A 15,155-nucleotide genomic window follows, 5' to 3' on the forward strand; every position below is an offset into this window, starting at 1 on the left:
AGCCCTGTCCCTTCCGACCTACTGGATCAGCGAGACCTGGCTCTTGGCCTCGACTGAGTCCGCCAGGGTTTCGCCCGTTGGCTCGCCGTGGAGCAGGACGTCGATCGGGAGGGTCGGGGCCCCGTCGATCAGGTTCTGAAGGAGGACCAGTCGGTTTCGGGCCCGACTCATCCCGACGTAGAACACCCGGCGCTCGTTGTCCGTGAGATACGGGACGGTGCCGCCACGCTTGGGGAATTCCAGGCCCTCCGGGAGGTCATCGCCGACAGAGGCGGCCATCTGTTCGACGACTTTCTCGGTGAGGTCGGTCGCCACGAAGACGTGATCGGCCTCGCGGCCCTTGGCGCTGTGAATCGTGCCGACCCGGACCTGGTTGGGGTCGGCCCCACCGTAATCGCCGCGGAAGTACGCGTCGATGGACTGACGCTGATAGCGGGTGACTTTCCGCAGCATGTCCGCCGCGGCGGCCGGGGCCGGAACGAAGGGCGCGTAGTCTCGCACCACGTCCGGTTCGATCTCTAATTTCCGGATGTCCTCGACATCGGCGGCCTCCTCACGCTCGTCGAGTTCGTCACGCATGTCGTTGCGGTCGCCGGTGCCAAACGCCGAGGCCTGCAGCATATCCACCAGTCGGCGAGCCTGCAGGCCATCGACAGGTTCGTCGCGGTCCAGGGCCTCGATGGCCCGGACGTAGTCGGTGAGTCGGTCGGTCCAGAGCCGCTGGTCGGTGAGCGCCCGGAAGGGGATGCCCTCGTCGATAAACTCCTCGACGAAGTCAAAGAGCTGGTAGCGGGCCCGGAAGAGGACCATCACCGTCTCGTCCTCGCCCGTCTCGACCGTGCGGCGAACGTTCCGAACCAGATCGAGCACGGAGGGACTCTCCACGGCCTCGACCGAGCCGCCCTCGGTCCGGGGGTTCAGGTCCTTCTCCTGGCGCTCGTCGATGTGTTCGATCTCCTGTTGCACGACTTCCAGCACGTTCGAGGGAAGCCGGTAGGAGTTCTCCAGAATGACGTCCTCGCCCTCCTCTTCGAGGAGGAGTTTCGGGTCCGCGCCCTGCCAGGCGTAGACGACCTGGTCGTCGTCGCCGGCGATGAAGACGGTGTCCATGTGGGGTTTCCACTCGTCATAAACCGCATACTGGAGCTGGGTGATGTCCTGAAATTCGTCGATCACCAGGTGGTCCACGTTGGGCAAAAGCGAGCGCTCGGCGACCCGTTCGAGCATGTCGGCGAAGCCGACCAGGCCGTGCTCGCCCTTGTAGGCCCGCCAGGCACGGATCGCTTCCGGGATGTCTACGCGGTCATCGGAACTGGGCCAGGTCGGAGTGTACTTGTTGCCGACCTGCGCGTTGGGGTCGATGTCGGGCGGGAGACGAACCTCCTCGTCGTTCCACTGGAAGGGAATGTCATACCAGTCGGCAACGTCCCGCTGAGTTCGCTGGAGCCACTGGCTGGTCGCGATGATCTTGTTGCCAAGCGTGGTCGAGCGGGCCGTCCGCCGGGAGCCCGAGGCGTACTCGTCCTCGTAGGGAATGCCATACTCCTCACAGAACTCCTCCTTCTCGGATTCGCCCACGACGTCCCCTCGCGAGAGGTTGAGGAGGTCATAGGCTTTCGCGTGCATCGTCGAGACGTTGCCCTTCAACGCCCGAGGATTCTTGTCGAGACGTTCGGCCAGCCGCTCGCGAACCTCCGCGGCGGCCGCTCGCGTGTACGAGACGACCAGAACGTCCCGCATCGTCACGCCGTCCCGGTCGAGTAAGTCCTCGACGCGATCGAGGAGTGCCGTCGTCTTGCCGCTCCCGGGGCCCCCGAAGAGACGGGTGACCACCGGCTCCGTGTCGGTCATCACACAGTAACAGGGCCCAGGGGCCTATAAGTGCCGTGTCTCGGTGCCGGTCACGATCTGCGGGTCGAGCGGGCCTCACGCACCTCCGCGCCGTCCCGTATCTTGTCCTCGCAGTTCGGGCAGACACGTGGTTGCGCCACTCCGTCAGGGGTGAACACCCGGACGTACGCCTCGGTTACGAAGGATCCACAGTTTTGGCACTCCGGCATCGTTCACTGGATTGTTGTGAGTCATCTAACTTAGATGTGCCGACTACCCGAATTTTTCCGGGGGCTAAGATGCGGCTATCCCTACCCGCCAATTCCAAAAACCGGCGTCGTGTCAGTTTGCTACGGTGCCCAGCCACAGACCGAGCACTGTGTCGCCGCTACCTCATGGAGGCCCCCACATTTCGGGCACTGCTTTTTGTTATAGTTCTGGTCCCACGATGCCGTGTCGTGACCTCTGGATTCGAGGAACTGGTCGATGAGACCGTCGTCGGGAGCCTCTGCACTCGACATACAAGGTGTGTTATGGCATACCACCCACTTAACTGTATCGACCAGTTGGATAGCTTGCCGTCTCGATCCCAATTTTGCGGTTGAACATCCTTTTCAACGCGCCGACGCTATCTCCCGGTATGGAAATCGTCCCGGACACGAGTGTCATCATCGACGGCCGGGTTTCGGAGCGGGTGCGAGCCGGCACGTACGCCGGGGCGACGATCGTCGTCCCCGAGGCGGTCGTCGGCGAACTCGAATATCAGGCCAACGCCGGCCGGGACACCGGCTGGGACGGCCTCGAAGAGCTCCAGACCCTGATCGAACTCGAAGCGGACGGCGAGATCGAGGTCGAGTACGTCGGCGAGCGGGCCGAGAAAAGCGAGATCGAGCGGGCCGCCGCGGGCGCGATAGACGCCCTGATTCGTGACGTCGCCCAGGAGCGGGGCGCGACCCTGTTCACCTCCGACATCGTCCAGGCCGAGGTCGCCGAGGCCAAAGGCATCGACGCGGAGTACGTCGAGCCGAAGGGCCGGGACACCGAGTCCCTGCAGATCGAGTCCTTCTTCGACGAGGAGACGATGTCGGTCCACCTCAAGGCCGGCACGCGACCGATGGCCAAACGCGGGGCCATCGGCGAGATGCACTACGAGATCATCGACGAGACCGTCTCGACCGAGGACGACCTCAAGGAGTGGAGCCACGACATCGAGGAGACCGCCCGCGCGAGCCCCGACGGATTCATCGAGATCGACGAGGTGGGGATGAAGATCGTCCAGTTCCGGGACTACCGGATCGCCCTCGCCCGCCCGCCCTTTGCGGATGGCTGGGAGATCACCGCGGTCCGACCGATCGCGAAGACCGATCTCGCCGACTACGATCACGCCGAGGAGCTTCGATCGCGACTGCTGGAACGCCAGCGGGGCGTACTCGTCGCCGGCTCGCCCGGGGCCGGAAAGTCGACCTTCGCCCAGGCGGTCGCGGAGTTCCTCGTCGAGAACGACAACGCCGTCAAGACCATGGAGCGACCCCGCGACCTCCAGGTTGGCCCCGAGATCACCCAGTACACGGCCCTCGATGGCGATATGGCCGCGACGGCGGACTCCCTGTTGATGGTGCGGCCGGATTACACCATCTACGACGAGGTGCGCAAGACCGAGGACTTCGAGGTCTTTGCCGACATGCGACTGGCGGGCGTGGGCATGATCGGCGTCGTCCACGCCACGCGGGCCATCGACGCCCTCCAGCGGCTGGTCGGCCGGGTCGAACTCGGGATGATCCCGCAGGTCGTCGACACGGTCGTCTTCATCGAGGCCGGGGCGGTCGAAACGGTCTATGACGTGACGACCGAGGTCAAGGTCCCGTCGGGGCTGATGGAGGAGGACCTCGCCAGGCCGGTCATCGTCATCCGGGACTTCGAGACCGGGACGCCGGCCTACGAGATCTACACCTTCAACCGGCAGGTCGTCACCGTCCCGCTTGATGGCGCTGAGGCGTCGAAATCGGGCGTGGATCAGCTGGCCGAGGGCGAGATCGAACGGGAGATCCGCGCGGCCGCCGAGGGCCCGGTCGAGGTCGACGTACAGAGCCCGAACTCGGCGATCGTCTACGTCGATACGAACGACATCTCACACGTCATCGGCCGGGACGGAAAGCGCATTCGGGAGATCGAGAACCGCCTGGGGATCGACATCGACGTGCGAACCTTCGAGGACCAGCCGAGTACCGAATCCGAATCGAAAACTCAGGGCGAGATCGTTACCCCGGAGATCACCACCCAGCACATCATCGTGCCGGTGGAGGAGCGCGGGTCCGGGGAGACGGTGGAGGTTCAGGCCAACGGCGAATATCTCTTCACGGCGACAGTCGGGCGTGGCGGCGAGATTCAGGTCTCCCGGGGGAGTGCCATCGCGGAGGAACTCGAACGGGCGATCGATCGGGAAGAGATGATCACCGTGCAGTGATCAGGCCAGTTCGGCCTCGGCACTGGACTCCTCGGTCCGTTCGGCCGGGGATCGCAACTGATAGAGGCTCTGTCTGGCGTCCTGGAAGTACACCTGCTCCTCGATCTGCTGGCAGTCATCGAGGCGGTCGAGCGCGTACCGGACCGTCCGGGCCGAAAGCATCGATTCCTCGACGATGCGCTTCTGGGTCAGCGGGCCGTCGTACTCCAGGACCTTGTAGACCAGCTTGGCACTGGGGGGCAGTTCGTCGAGGCAGGGTTGGTCTGTCATAGATGAACAAAGCAGTGAGAAGCGAATAAGAAACGGGCCCAATTGATATGGTGGAAAGCGGGAACGAACGGCTTTTGGGCCGGCACACCGAGTACACAGACATGAGTACCGAGAATGCGGGGATGACCGGCCACCTCCGGTCGGTCGTCATCACGACCGAGACCGCACTCGGCGGGGTCCTCGCCGGCGTGGCATCGGCGGCCCTCGCGACGAGTGCGACCGATCAGCTCGGCCTGGCGATCATGGTGGGGGCGCTGATCGCCAACATCGGCGTGTTGCGGCTGCTCGGCATCGACGTGAGCGAGTTCGGCGCGAAAGACCACCTGTTCAACGCCTTCATGACCTTCTCGCTGTGGTTCGTGACCTGGGGGGTCTTCCTGACGACCGGCGTCACACTCTAGCATGGCGAGTGACAGTATCGCCACCGTCGACCTCGAGCGGTGTCAGCCCGATCGGTGTAACTACGAGTGCATCGATTACTGCCCCCCGAACCGCACCGGCAAGGACTGTATTCTGGCCCGTTCGGAGCGCTACGACGAGGACGAGCCCTTCGACGGCGAACCGGATCAGGTCTGGATCTCCGAGGAGATCTGTCTGGGCGAGACCTGTGGGATCTGCGTACAGAAGTGTCCCTTCGACGCGATCGAGATCCTCAATCTGCCACAGGAACTCGACGAGGAACCAACCCACCGCTACGGCGACAACGCCTTTGCCCTGTACGGGCTGCCGATGCCCGAAAGCGGTACAGTGACCGGGCTGCTGGGGCCGAACGGGATCGGGAAGTCCACCGCGGTCAAGGCCCTGGCCGGCGAGATCACGCCCAACCTGGGGCGGATCGGCGACCCGCCGGACTGGGAGGCCGTGATCGACGAGTACCGGGGGACGGCACTCCAGGACTACCTCGTCGCCGTCCGGGACGGCGACGTGACCGTCTCGCGCAAGCCCCAGTACATCGACCGCATCCCCGATCAGTTCTCGGGGACCGCCCGGGAGCTGCTCGCGGCGACCGACGAACGGGGCGAACTGGAATCGATCGCCGACCGGCTCTCGGTCACCCCGGTCCTCGACCAGGCGGTTGAGAGTCTCTCCGGCGGCGAACTCCAGCGCGTGGCCATCGCGGCCGCGCTGTTGCGCGATGCCGATTTCTACTTCCTCGACGAGATCACCCCGTACCTCGACATCACCCAGCGGATCGCCGTGGCTCGGCTGGTTCGGGAACTCGCCGAGGAGGAAGACCGGGCGGTCCTGGTGGTCGAACACGACCTGGCGGTCCTCGATCTCCTGGCTGACAACCTCCACGTGGCCTACGGTGAACCGTCGGTCTTCGGGGTCATTACGCCCCCCAAACCGGTTCGCAACGGCATCAACGAGTACCTCGACGGCTACCTGGAGAACGAGAACATGCGGGTCCGGCCGGAGGCCATCGAGTTCGAGTCTCACGCTCCTCGGCCGGTCTCGAACGCCGACGTGCTCGTGGAGTACCCGGACCTGGAGAAGTCCTACGGCGACGGGGAGTTCTCCCTCTCGGTCGATGGCGGGGTCGTCCACCAGAACGAGGTGCTTGGCATCGTGGGCCCGAACGGCATCGGGAAGTCGACCTTCGCGAAGCTCCTCGCGGGCCGACTCGAACCCGATTCCGGGAGCGTGGACCTGGATCTGGACATCGCCTATAAGCCCCAGTACGTCGAGGCCAACCAGCACATTCCCGTCGAGACGTTCCTCCGGGACATCTCCACGGACGTGGGCAGCTCCTACTGGCAGACCGAGATCGGCGACCCGCTCAGTCTCGGGGACATCATGGATCAGCTACTGGTCGATCTCTCCGGCGGGGAACGCCAGCGGGTCGCGATCGCGGCCACGCTCTCCCGGGACGCCGACCTCTACCTGCTCGACGAGCCGTCCGCGCACCTCGACGTCGAACAGCGAGTGCTCGCGACCAGGGCGATCCGCCGCTACGCGGAGAACCACGAGACGACGGTCATGGTCATCGACCACGACATCTACGTGATCGACCTGCTGGCGGATCGCCTGCTCGTCTTCGACGGCGAGCCCGCCGAACGGGGGCACGCCAGCCCGGCAATGAACATGCGCGAGGGGATGAACACGTTCCTCGAAAACCTCTCGGTCACCTTCCGTCGCGACGAGCGGATGGGCCGGCCACGGATCAACAAGCCGGGCAGTCAACTCGACCGGCAGCAGCGCCGGGACGGCGAGTACTACTACACCGGGTGAGTCAGTGGTCGATGTGTTCCCGGATCCGTTCGGGGACACTCGGGTCCCGCAGGGTCGTCGTGTTGCCCAGTTCCTCGTCGTTCGAGATGTCCTCCAGGAGCCGCCGCATGATCTTCCCCGAGCGGGTCTGGGGGAGTTCCTCGACCAGCCAGACGTTGGCCGGGCGGGCGAACTTCCCGATCTGATCCTCGATCGACGCGACGATTTCCGCACGTACCGCCTCGCTCTCCTCGTACCCGTCCCGCAGCGTGACATATACGTCCGGGACGGTGCCTTTCTGTGGGTCCTCACGGCCCGCGACCGCAGCGTTGGCCACGGCCTCGACCTCCGCGACCGCACTCTCTAGCTCCATCGTCCCGAGTCGGTGGCCGGCGACGTTCATCACGTCGTCCAGCCGCCCGAGGATACGGAAGTACCCGTCGTCGGCCTGTACAGCCCCGTCACCGGCCTTGTAGACCCAGTCCGCGGGGTCATCACTGTCCGTCTCGGAGAACTCCCGCCAGTACTCGTCGATGAACCGCTCGTCGTTGCCATAGACCGTCTGGAGCATGCCCGGCCAGGGCCGCTCGATGACGAGGTTGCCGGCCCGCGCCGAGCCCTTCTCGATCGGGTGGCCCTGGTCGTCGTAGACCGCGGGCTTGATACCCGGGACGGGATGGCCGGCCGAGCCGGGTTTCATGTCCTTGAGCGCGGGCAGGTTCGTGATGAGGTGGCCGCCGGTCTCGGTCTGCCACCAGGTGTCCACGATGACCGCGTCCCCGCCGCCGATGTGCTCGTAGTACCAGAGCCAGGCCTCGGGCTGGATCGGCTCCCCGACCGTGGTCATGTGCCGGAAGTCAAAGTCATACTGCGCGGGGATCTCCTCGCCCCACTCCATGAACATCCGCACGGCGGTCGGGGAGGTGTGGAAGATGTCCACGTCGTACTTCTCGGCGATCTCCCAGATTCGGCCCTTGTCCGGGGCGTCCGGCGCGCCCTCGTACATCACGCTGGTCGTTCCCAGCGAGAGCGGCCCGTAGACGATGTAGGAGTGCCCGGTGATCCACCCGATGTCGGCCGAACACCAGTAGGTGTCCTCGGGTTCGATGTCCAGGACGTACTTCGAGGTCGCGGTGGCATGAGCCAGATAGCCGCCGGTCCGGTGCTGGGTCCCCTTGGGCTGGCCGGTCGTCCCCGAGGTGTACATCAGGAACAGCGGGTCCTCGGCGTCCCGCTCGACCGGATCCACGCGTGCACCCTGCTTTTGCTCCAGCACTTCATCGACCAGGACGTAGGGATCGTCACTCGTGATCTCGACGTCGGGGTGGAGTTCGTCCTCCCGCTTGAAGAGCAGGACCGTCTCGACGTCGGTCTCCGCGAGTTCGAGGGCCTCGTCGGCTTTCGCCTTATGATCCAGGAACTCCCCGCGGCGGTAGTAGCCGTCGATCGTCACGACCACGTCAGAGTCGGCGTCGTCGATCCGATCCGCCAGGGCCTGGGCGGAGAACCCGCCGAAGACCGCCGAGTGTGGGGCCCCGATGCGGGCCGCCGAGAGCATCGAGATCGGCAGGGCCGGAACCATCGGCAGGTGCAGCGTGACGATGTCGTCCTCGCGGACGCCGACCTCCTGATAGACCGCCGCCATCTCGTTGACGCGGCGATAGAGGTCCTGATAGGCGATGCGTTCGGTGTCGCCCGGCTCACCCTCCCAGAGCAGGGCCGTCTGGTCCTTTCGCTCGGGGAGGTGTCGGTCGATGGCGTTGACCGAGGCGTTGAGCGTCCCGCCTTTGAACCACTCGTAGAAGGGCGGATTCGAATCATCGAGGACCGTGTCCCACCGTGAATCCCACTCCAGCAGGTCGGCCCACTCGGCGTAAGCCTCGGGGTAATTCTCCTCGAAGCGGTCATAGACCGCCGGATCGGTCTCGTTTGCCTGGCCGACAAAGCGGGTCGGCGGCCGGAAGTACTCCTGTTCGGCGAGACGGGCTTCGATTGCGCCGTCGGATTCGTCTTCGGGCATGCTGATCGTTCTCACTCATTCGAGAGGGACCCTTAGGTCTTGTTCCATGGATCGCGGCAAGTTTTCGCACCGACTCAGAAGAGTTCGCGCTGACAGGTGCCACAGAGGGTCTCTTCTTTCCGGTCGACCTCCTGGACCGTCGGCGAGAAACTCATCGCACAGCGGTTGTTGTCACAGTGATCGAGCCCGAGCATGTGGCCCACCTCGTGGACGACCTCCTTCCGGACCCGGTCACCGAACACGGCCTCCGGCGATCGCTGGGAGAAGCCGCCGTCCGAGGACGTTCCGAGCCGGTTCGTCGAGACCACACAGCTTCGACCGTCCAGATAGGCCAGGCCGAAGACGTAGTTCCGCCGACGGTAATAGAGGTCCTCGGTCGTCAGCCCGACGGCCCGGTCCCCCGGAGCGGCGTCGGCCGCCAGGTCGATGAACGCCTCGGCGCGGTACTGGTCGCGCCCGCTGTCGTAGGCGTCCCGGGGGAGGTCCTGGTCGGTCGCGATAGACACGGAGGCATCGTAGACTGAGCGAAGAACCGCGGAGGCCTCTCGCTTGACCGGCGCGGGGACCTCCCCGATCGGGACCAGATCGACGCGCATGGGAAGGGTTTTCGCCCCATCGGCCATAAACATCCCGCCGTGAGTCGATTGCCGACCGGCCTGCTGAAATTGCTCGACGGTCATGACCGGCTGGTCGAGGTGGGGATCGGTTTCCGAACCACGGTCGCGGCGGAACTCGTCGATCGCGGGGTCGCCGTGACCGCCGTCGACCGAGTTCGACGGGACGTACCGCCGGGCGTGGACTTCGTCCAGGACGACGTGACCGACCCGACCTGGACGGGGTATGGCGACGCGGACGCGATCTACGCCCTGCGACTGCCGCCCGAACTCCAGCGACCGGCAGCCGATCTCGCCGACGCCGCCTCGATCCCGCTCTATTTCACCACGCTCGGGGGCGATCCCGTCCTCATCTCGGCTCGCATGCAGGAGACCGAGTCCGGGCCAGTGTACGTCCACAACACGTCGGCCCGACGCGACCGGACCCACAACTGATTTCGGCCATCCCCGCCAGGCTCGGGTATGCAGGTCGACGCGGTCGTCCTCGACATCGACGGGGTCCTCGTGGACGTCTCGAACTCGTATCGGCGGGCCATCGTCCGGAGTGTCGAAATCCTGGTGGGCGAGACGATTCCCCGAGCCGCAGTCCAATCGTTCAAAGACGCCGGCGGGTTCAACAACGACTGGGTCCTTTCAGACGCCGTCGCGCTGTTCGTGCTGGCCCGGGATCGGGGCCTCGACCAGGACGTGGAAGACTTTACTGAGCACGTCGCCGAGCAGGGCGGCGGTCTCGACGGCGCGAAGGGCGTCGTTCGTGACGCGCTCGGCGACGCGGCGACCGCGGTGTTCGAGGCGTGGGACCCGGATCGGCTCCGGGACGTGTTCCAGCAACTGTACCTCGGGCCGTCGGGGTACCGCGACCTGGAAGGCGGCGAGCCGGACCTTTATGAAGGATCGACGGAGGATCTGGAGCTACCCCCGGCAGGGTTCATGGCGGACGAGCCGATTCTGATCGAACCGGCGACGATCGAGTCCCTGACAGCGGACTTCGAGATCGGAGTCGTGACGGGACGCCCCCGGGCCGAGGCGCATCTGGCCCTCGACAGGGTGGGGCTCTCGGTGCCCGCCGATCGGCTCTACGCGATGGAGGACTGGACGGGCAAACCCGACCCCACGGCACTGATCCAGGTCGCCGAACGGACGGGCGCCGAAACACTCGCCTTCGCCGGGGACACCCGGGACGACGTGCGAACGGCCGTGAACGCGACCGAGCGCGATCAGCGACGCGAGTACTACGGAATCGGGGTCCTCACGGGCGGGCTCGCGGGCGAGAGTGGGCGAGCAGCCTTCGAGTCGGTCGGGGCCGCGGCGGTGGTGGAGACGGTCAACGAGTTGCCGACGATCCTGGAATCGGTCTGAGTCGCCGCCACGCTTTTCGCCGGTGGGCCAGTGAGTCGGAGCATGCAAATCGCGCTGCTCGGTGGGACTGGTGACCTCGGTGCGGGACTCGCCCTCCGGTGGGGTCGGGATACGGACCACGACCTGCTCGTGGGGTCCCGGGACCCGGACCAGGCTCGCGAGGCCGCGAGTGACTACGCGGCCCGACTCGATGGGACCGCCTCGATCTCGGGCGTCCAGAACGGAGACGCCGCCGCGCAGGCCGACATCGTCGTCCTGGCCGTCTCACCCTATCATCTCGGCGACCTCCTTTCGACGATCGGTGATCGGCTTTCCGAGACGGCCATCGTGGTGACCCCAGCGGTCGGAATGGAACGCGGCGAGGACGGCATGAGCTACGCACCACCACCGCAGGGAAGTGTCGCCGCACTCGTTCGAGAGCGGACGCCCGACCCGAACCCGGTCGTCGGGGCCTTCCACACGCTTCCGGCGGGTCGACTCGCCGACCTGGATACCACCCTAGATTTCGACACGCTCGTCTTCGGTGATCGTGCGGACGCCGTCGCACAGGTCAGGGAGGTAGCCGAATCTATCGACGGACTGGGAACGCTCACAGCGGGTGGGCTCGGGAACGCCGCGGCGGTGGAGTCACTCACGCCGCTGTTGCTCACGCTGGGTGCGGAAAACGACGCCCACGGGCTCGGCCTGAAAATCCAGTAGCTACGCGCCGGCGGACTGCAGGGCCTCCTCGATCGGTTCGCGCTGGGTCACGCCGACGAAGCGTTCAATTACCTCGTCGCCAGCCGTGACGACCACCGTGGGGATCGAGCGGACCTGATACTCGTTTGCCATGTCGGGATTCGCATCGACGTCGACGAACTCGAAGGTCACCGAATCGGCGTAATCCGCTTCGAGCTCCTCGATGATCGGGTCCTGGGTCTTGCAGGGCCCACACCAGTCGGCGTGAAAGTCGATCAGGGTTACCTCGGCCATCGATCCGTGGTACCTCCGCCGCTCGCATAAGGGTTGCCGTCGCCCCCAGCCCGAAAGCTTTAGGCCCGTCTCTCGCTTTTCTCTGTCTATGAGCAGCGGACAGAACTCCGGCGGCCTGATGTCCAGTGCCGGCCTGGTCCGGTACTTCGACTCGGAGGGTTCGAATGCGATCACGATGGACCCGAAGACCATCGTCGCCTTCGGCGCTCTCTTTGGCATTCTCGTCCGGATTTTGACCATCGTCTCCCTCTGAGAACGGGCATCATTTCTACCTGGGACTCCCAGGGGCTGTCATGGATGCGTATATCGACGGGGTGCGGGTCGCCGGGACGGCGGAGGGGCCGGTTCCGGTGGTACTGCTGGGAGTCGAGGACCAAACCGACGTGCTCCCCATCTTCATCGGCTTCGACGAAGCGGTCAGCATCGCCCGCGGCCTGGACGCCCGGGACATCGGCCGGCCGCTGACCCACGACCTCACGCTCGACATCATCGAGGAGCTCGGTGGCCGGGTCGAGAAGGTAGTCGTCACCGGCCTGGAGGAGGGAACCTACATCGCCGATCTGCACCTGAACACGCCCCGTGCAGACGCGGTCATCGACGCCCGGCCGAGCGACTCCCTGGCCCTTGCGGCCCGAACCGACGCGCCAATCGCCATCGCGGAATCGGTCTTCGAGACCGGCGGGCGGGCTCCCGAGGAGTTCGACGACCTGGAGGACATCCGGGAGGTCACGGACATATGAGCGACGCGATCCTCGAGGCCCTCTTCGAGACCATCGAGGACCGGAAAGCGCGCCTGCCCGAGGACTCCTACACGGCGTCGCTTTTCACCCACGAGAAGGGCGAGAACGCGGTGCTGGAGAAACTGGGCGAGGAGACCACCGAACTCATTCTGGCCGCCAAGGACGAGGACGAAACGGAGATCGCCCACGAGTCCGCCGACCTGGTCTATCACCTGCTCGTGTTGCTCGCCATGCAGGACATGGAGCTTGCAGACCTGCTCGCGGAGCTCGAAACCCGCCGAGAGTAACGGGCAATAAACGGGCTTATACGTGCCCGGCGGCTATCCCGGATACATGATTTTCGAGGACCTCCAGACCACGCCCACCGCCTCGGAGCTCCTCGACACGGCGTTCTCGCGGGCGGCCCGGGCCGGCCGGGCCAAGCACGGCGTCGAGGCCCAGCAGTCGATGTTGCAGACGGCTTCGAACGTCCTCAGCGACAACCTCGAGTACGTCGTCCGGGACTGGCCGGACTTCGAGACCCTCGATCCGTTCTACTACGAGCTCGCCGACGCGCTCGTGGGTGTCGATGAGCTCCGCCAGCATCTCTCCGAGGTCTCCTGGGCCGGGCGCAAGACACACGAACTCGGCCGCGAATACATCGGTCGGCTCCCCAAAGGGGACGCCGACGCCGCGAAGAAGATCCGGCAGCAGGCCTTCGCCCGAATGGGCTCGGTCATGAACGAGGTCGCTGCGGACCTCGAAGCCATCGGTGAGGCCCGGAACACGCTCTCGAAACTCCCCGACATCGACCCCGAGGTCCCGACCATCGCGGTCGCAGGCTACCCCAACGTCGGGAAGACGGCCTTCGTCAACAGCGTGACCCGCGCCCACAACGAGACCGCCGCCTACCCCTTTACCACCACGGGAATCAACGTCGGCCACGTCGAGCGGGACCACCTGACCTACCAGATCGTCGATACGCCGGGGCTCCTGGACCGGCCGGAAAATGAGCGAAACGAGATCGAGTCCCAGGCCACGAGCGCGCTCGCCCACGTCGCCGATCTGGTGCTTTACTTCTATGACCCGAGTGAGACCTGTGGCTATCCCCTGGAGGATCAGCAGGCGCTGCAGGCCGAGATCGAGGCGACCGTCGACGCGCCGATGATCGTTGTCTGTAGCAAGGCCGACCTCTCAGAAGCAATCGAGGCCGATCACTACCTGACGATCCCGAGTGAGACTGCGGGCGAGGCCGTGGGCGAGACACCCATGGAAGTCCTCGAGGCCGCGATCGAACGACTCGACGTGGACATCGAGTTGCCCTTCGAGCGCTGATCAGCCGGCCCGTTCGATCGCCAGGTATCGCACTTCGATGGGTACCGACTGGCCCGTCTCCGTTTCGATCCGGGTGGAGAGTTCCGCTGCAAGGCCTTCCGGTGGGGAGTCCCCTGCCCTGACCCCGACCGAGACGACGACGCTGTCGACGTCACGGTAGAGCAGCGTCTGTCGGTGCTTGAACTCGACTTCGAGCAGTTCCGCGTCTTCGATTCCTGCGAGCGTGCCCTCGACTTCCGTCTGTACCTGATCCTCGAAGGTCGCGTTCTGGTAGGTCGCCAGCGTGGTCGCGCCCAGGAACACCGAGAGGGCGGCGATCGCGACGGCCAGGACGGCGATCCGCTTGAGCGTGGCCGTCCGCGCTTCGGATAGCTGGAACCAGTCCTCCGGCTGGTACCCCTCGTACCACAACACGAGAAGCGCAGCCAGGTTGATCGAGAGGACGTTCACCAGAACCAGGACCGACGCCCCGAGGACGGCCTGGGGCATCGCCCAGGCGATACCGATCCCGATGACCGCGGTCGGGGGAATCAACGCCGCGGCGATCATGACACCGACCAGGGCCGTCGACACGCCGGTCGAGAGGCTCAACGCCCCGGCCACCCCTGCTCCCAGTGCGACCGCCAGCGAGAGGAAGTCCGGCGAGAGCCGGCCGCTTACCTGCTCGATCGCCAGCAGATCGATCCCTGGCGGGACGAGGTTGACCGACTTCGCAAAGAGCGCAAACAGCGCGGCCGCGGGAATGGCGACGCCGAACCCGATCGCCTGGCGGGTCACCCCGCGGACGAAGATCTCCCGGTCCGCAACGACTGAACCCACGCTCGTGGCCATCGCCGGACCGATGAGTGGGGCGATCACCATCGAGCCGACGACCACCGCCGGCGAGTCGAGCAGGATCCCTGCGGTGGCGACGATGGCGCTGATAATCGACATCACCACGTAAGTCGAAATGTCGGGCGCAAGTCCGTCGACCGTGGCCACGAGTTCCTCGCGGGCGATCTTGGCCGGGTCCTCCTTGTTCGCCTCCTCGTATCGGTCCTTCAGCGCGTCGAACTTCCGAGAAATGACGGTCTGGGCCTCGATGACCACGGTGATGGCCTCTTCGTCCACCCCTACCTCGCGCAGTTCGTCGAGCACGTCCTCGACGGCCGACGCCGGGAGCGGGAATTCCACGACGGCGGCGATGTTTCGGGAGCCGGTCTCCTCGGAGACGACGTACTCGATGTCGAGGGAGTCGAGGGTCTCGAGGACCGTCCCTCGTTTCCCCGTCGGCACCGCGATCTGGACCAGGCGCACGCCCCCAAAATCGGCGGTCGGGGGCTTAAGCCTTCAGTCGATGAGCGGGCCACAACCCGTAAACC

The 15,155-nt window shown here is 65.5% G+C and carries 18 protein-coding genes; 10 read left to right on the forward strand and 8 right to left on the reverse strand.

Annotated elements, in window-relative coordinates:
• Positions 1 to 18 precede the first annotated feature (18 nt).
• From HSR6_RS08340 to HSR6_RS11360, 3 genes are all read right to left on the reverse strand, one after another.
• Entirely contained in the window at positions 19 to 1,851 is a 1,833-nt protein-coding gene (locus tag HSR6_RS08340) for a UvrD-helicase domain-containing protein (protein WP_071933330.1), read from the reverse strand.
• Positions 1,852 to 1,901: 50 nt separating this feature from the next.
• The gene (locus tag HSR6_RS11460) at positions 1,902 to 2,060 is read right to left on the reverse strand and encodes a DUF7563 family protein (protein WP_449271672.1); all 159 of its coding nucleotides are present in this window, start codon (positions 2,058 to 2,060) and stop codon (positions 1,902 to 1,904) included.
• A 120-nt stretch (positions 2,061 to 2,180) separates the two neighbouring features.
• Positions 2,181 to 2,351, reverse strand: a complete 171-nt coding sequence (locus tag HSR6_RS11360) for an HVO_0416 family zinc finger protein (RefSeq protein WP_335589180.1) — start codon at positions 2,349 to 2,351, stop codon at positions 2,181 to 2,183.
• Between the two features lie 119 nt (positions 2,352 to 2,470).
• On the opposite strand from HSR6_RS11360, the gene HSR6_RS08345 reads away from it, so the two are divergent.
• Positions 2,471 to 4,294 (forward strand): PINc/VapC family ATPase, encoded by a 1,824-nt coding sequence (locus tag HSR6_RS08345; protein ID WP_071933331.1) that lies wholly within the window; start codon positions 2,471 to 2,473, stop codon positions 4,292 to 4,294.
• Here the strand turns inward: HSR6_RS08345 and HSR6_RS08350 are convergent, their stop codons facing one another.
• Entirely contained in the window at positions 4,295 to 4,564 is a 270-nt protein-coding gene (locus tag HSR6_RS08350; RefSeq protein WP_070365444.1) for an ArsR family transcriptional regulator, read from the reverse strand.
• A gap of 101 nt (positions 4,565 to 4,665) precedes the next feature.
• Between HSR6_RS08350 and HSR6_RS08355 the strand changes: the two genes are divergently transcribed.
• A complete protein-coding gene (locus HSR6_RS08355; RefSeq protein WP_070365445.1) occupies positions 4,666 to 4,965 on the forward strand; it encodes an EMC6-like membrane protein in 300 nt (99 codons plus the stop codon).
• A 1-nt stretch (position 4,966) separates the two neighbouring features.
• Complete coding sequence (locus tag HSR6_RS08360; protein WP_070365446.1) at positions 4,967 to 6,796, forward strand: ribosome biogenesis/translation initiation ATPase RLI; 1,830 nt, start codon at positions 4,967 to 4,969, stop codon at positions 6,794 to 6,796.
• 1 nt (position 6,797) lies between these two features.
• Here HSR6_RS08360 and acs read toward each other — a convergent pair whose 3' ends face one another.
• Together acs and HSR6_RS08370 are read right to left on the reverse strand one after the other, a co-directional pair.
• Positions 6,798 to 8,795: an acetate--CoA ligase gene (acs, locus tag HSR6_RS08365; RefSeq protein WP_071933332.1), complete on the reverse strand. Its 1,998-nt coding sequence runs from the start codon at positions 8,793 to 8,795 to the stop codon at positions 6,798 to 6,800.
• 74 nt (positions 8,796 to 8,869) lie between these two features.
• Positions 8,870 to 9,391 (reverse strand): archaemetzincin family Zn-dependent metalloprotease, encoded by a 522-nt coding sequence (locus HSR6_RS08370; protein WP_071933333.1) that lies wholly within the window; start codon positions 9,389 to 9,391, stop codon positions 8,870 to 8,872.
• 39 nt (positions 9,392 to 9,430) lie between these two features.
• On the opposite strand from HSR6_RS08370, the gene HSR6_RS08375 reads away from it, so the two are divergent.
• From HSR6_RS08375 to npdG, 3 genes are read left to right on the forward strand one after another with little or no spacing between them, the layout of a single operon-like run.
• Complete coding sequence (locus HSR6_RS08375) at positions 9,431 to 9,844, forward strand: UPF0146 family protein (protein WP_199399060.1); 414 nt, start codon at positions 9,431 to 9,433, stop codon at positions 9,842 to 9,844.
• A 27-nt stretch (positions 9,845 to 9,871) separates the two neighbouring features.
• Positions 9,872 to 10,768 (forward strand): TIGR01548 family HAD-type hydrolase, encoded by an 897-nt coding sequence (locus tag HSR6_RS08380; protein WP_071933335.1) that lies wholly within the window; start codon positions 9,872 to 9,874, stop codon positions 10,766 to 10,768.
• 42 nt (positions 10,769 to 10,810) lie between these two features.
• Positions 10,811 to 11,467 (forward strand): NADPH-dependent F420 reductase, encoded by a 657-nt coding sequence (gene npdG / locus HSR6_RS08385; protein WP_071933336.1) that lies wholly within the window; start codon positions 10,811 to 10,813, stop codon positions 11,465 to 11,467.
• Here npdG and HSR6_RS08390 read toward each other — a convergent pair whose 3' ends face one another.
• Entirely contained in the window at positions 11,468 to 11,740 is a 273-nt protein-coding gene (locus HSR6_RS08390; protein WP_070365452.1) for a thioredoxin family protein, read from the reverse strand. It abuts the gene before it with no gap.
• An 88-nt stretch (positions 11,741 to 11,828) separates the two neighbouring features.
• Here HSR6_RS08390 and HSR6_RS08395 point away from each other — a divergent pair, with 88 nt between their 5' ends.
• Genes HSR6_RS08395 through HSR6_RS08410 form a run of 4 tightly spaced genes read left to right on the forward strand, consistent with a single transcriptional unit; the run spans position 11,829 to position 13,794 of the window.
• Positions 11,829 to 11,993: a preprotein translocase subunit Sec61beta gene (locus HSR6_RS08395; RefSeq protein ID WP_070365453.1), complete on the forward strand. Its 165-nt coding sequence runs from the start codon at positions 11,829 to 11,831 to the stop codon at positions 11,991 to 11,993.
• A gap of 40 nt (positions 11,994 to 12,033) precedes the next feature.
• Positions 12,034 to 12,480: a bifunctional nuclease family protein gene (locus HSR6_RS08400; protein WP_070365454.1), complete on the forward strand. Its 447-nt coding sequence runs from the start codon at positions 12,034 to 12,036 to the stop codon at positions 12,478 to 12,480.
• Positions 12,477 to 12,767, forward strand: a complete 291-nt coding sequence (gene hisE / locus HSR6_RS08405; protein ID WP_070365455.1) for a phosphoribosyl-ATP diphosphatase — start codon at positions 12,477 to 12,479, stop codon at positions 12,765 to 12,767. The genes HSR6_RS08400 and hisE overlap by 4 nt, the downstream gene beginning before the upstream one ends.
• 46 nt (positions 12,768 to 12,813) lie before the next feature.
• The gene (locus HSR6_RS08410) at positions 12,814 to 13,794 is read left to right on the forward strand and encodes an NOG1 family protein (protein ID WP_071933337.1); all 981 of its coding nucleotides are present in this window, start codon (positions 12,814 to 12,816) and stop codon (positions 13,792 to 13,794) included.
• Here HSR6_RS08410 and HSR6_RS08415 read toward each other — a convergent pair whose 3' ends face one another.
• Positions 13,795 to 15,090: a TIGR00341 family protein gene (locus HSR6_RS08415; RefSeq protein WP_071933338.1), complete on the reverse strand. Its 1,296-nt coding sequence runs from the start codon at positions 15,088 to 15,090 to the stop codon at positions 13,795 to 13,797.
• Between the last annotated feature and the right edge of the window lie 65 nt (positions 15,091 to 15,155).

The organism is Halodesulfurarchaeum formicicum (genome assembly GCF_001886955.1).
In the GTDB taxonomy this organism is placed as follows: domain Archaea; phylum Halobacteriota; class Halobacteria; order Halobacteriales; family Halobacteriaceae; genus Halodesulfurarchaeum; species Halodesulfurarchaeum formicicum.

Coding starts and splice junctions, on each gene's coding strand:
- HSR6_RS08340 (WP_071933330.1), bottom strand. CDS start 1,851: ATGACCGACACGGAGCCGGTGGTCACCCGTCTCTTCGGGGGCCCCGGG.
- HSR6_RS11460 (WP_449271672.1), bottom strand. CDS start 2,060: ATGCCGGAGTGCCAAAACTGTGGATCCTTCGTAACCGAGGCGTACGTC.
- HSR6_RS11360 (WP_335589180.1), bottom strand. CDS start 2,351: ATGTCGAGTGCAGAGGCTCCCGACGACGGTCTCATCGACCAGTTCCTC.
- HSR6_RS08345 (WP_071933331.1), top strand. CDS start 2,471: ATGGAAATCGTCCCGGACACGAGTGTCATCATCGACGGCCGGGTTTCG.
- HSR6_RS08350 (WP_070365444.1), bottom strand. CDS start 4,564: ATGACAGACCAACCCTGCCTCGACGAACTGCCCCCCAGTGCCAAGCTG.
- HSR6_RS08355 (WP_070365445.1), top strand. CDS start 4,666: ATGAGTACCGAGAATGCGGGGATGACCGGCCACCTCCGGTCGGTCGTC.
- HSR6_RS08360 (WP_070365446.1), top strand. CDS start 4,967: ATGGCGAGTGACAGTATCGCCACCGTCGACCTCGAGCGGTGTCAGCCC.
- acs (WP_071933332.1), bottom strand. CDS start 8,795: ATGCCCGAAGACGAATCCGACGGCGCAATCGAAGCCCGTCTCGCCGAA.
- HSR6_RS08370 (WP_071933333.1), bottom strand. CDS start 9,391: ATGCGCGTCGATCTGGTCCCGATCGGGGAGGTCCCCGCGCCGGTCAAG.
- HSR6_RS08380 (WP_071933335.1), top strand. CDS start 9,872: ATGCAGGTCGACGCGGTCGTCCTCGACATCGACGGGGTCCTCGTGGAC.
- npdG (WP_071933336.1), top strand. CDS start 10,811: ATGCAAATCGCGCTGCTCGGTGGGACTGGTGACCTCGGTGCGGGACTC.
- HSR6_RS08390 (WP_070365452.1), bottom strand. CDS start 11,740: ATGGCCGAGGTAACCCTGATCGACTTTCACGCCGACTGGTGTGGGCCC.
- HSR6_RS08395 (WP_070365453.1), top strand. CDS start 11,829: ATGAGCAGCGGACAGAACTCCGGCGGCCTGATGTCCAGTGCCGGCCTG.
- HSR6_RS08400 (WP_070365454.1), top strand. CDS start 12,034: ATGGATGCGTATATCGACGGGGTGCGGGTCGCCGGGACGGCGGAGGGG.
- hisE (WP_070365455.1), top strand. CDS start 12,477: ATGAGCGACGCGATCCTCGAGGCCCTCTTCGAGACCATCGAGGACCGG.
- HSR6_RS08410 (WP_071933337.1), top strand. CDS start 12,814: ATGATTTTCGAGGACCTCCAGACCACGCCCACCGCCTCGGAGCTCCTC.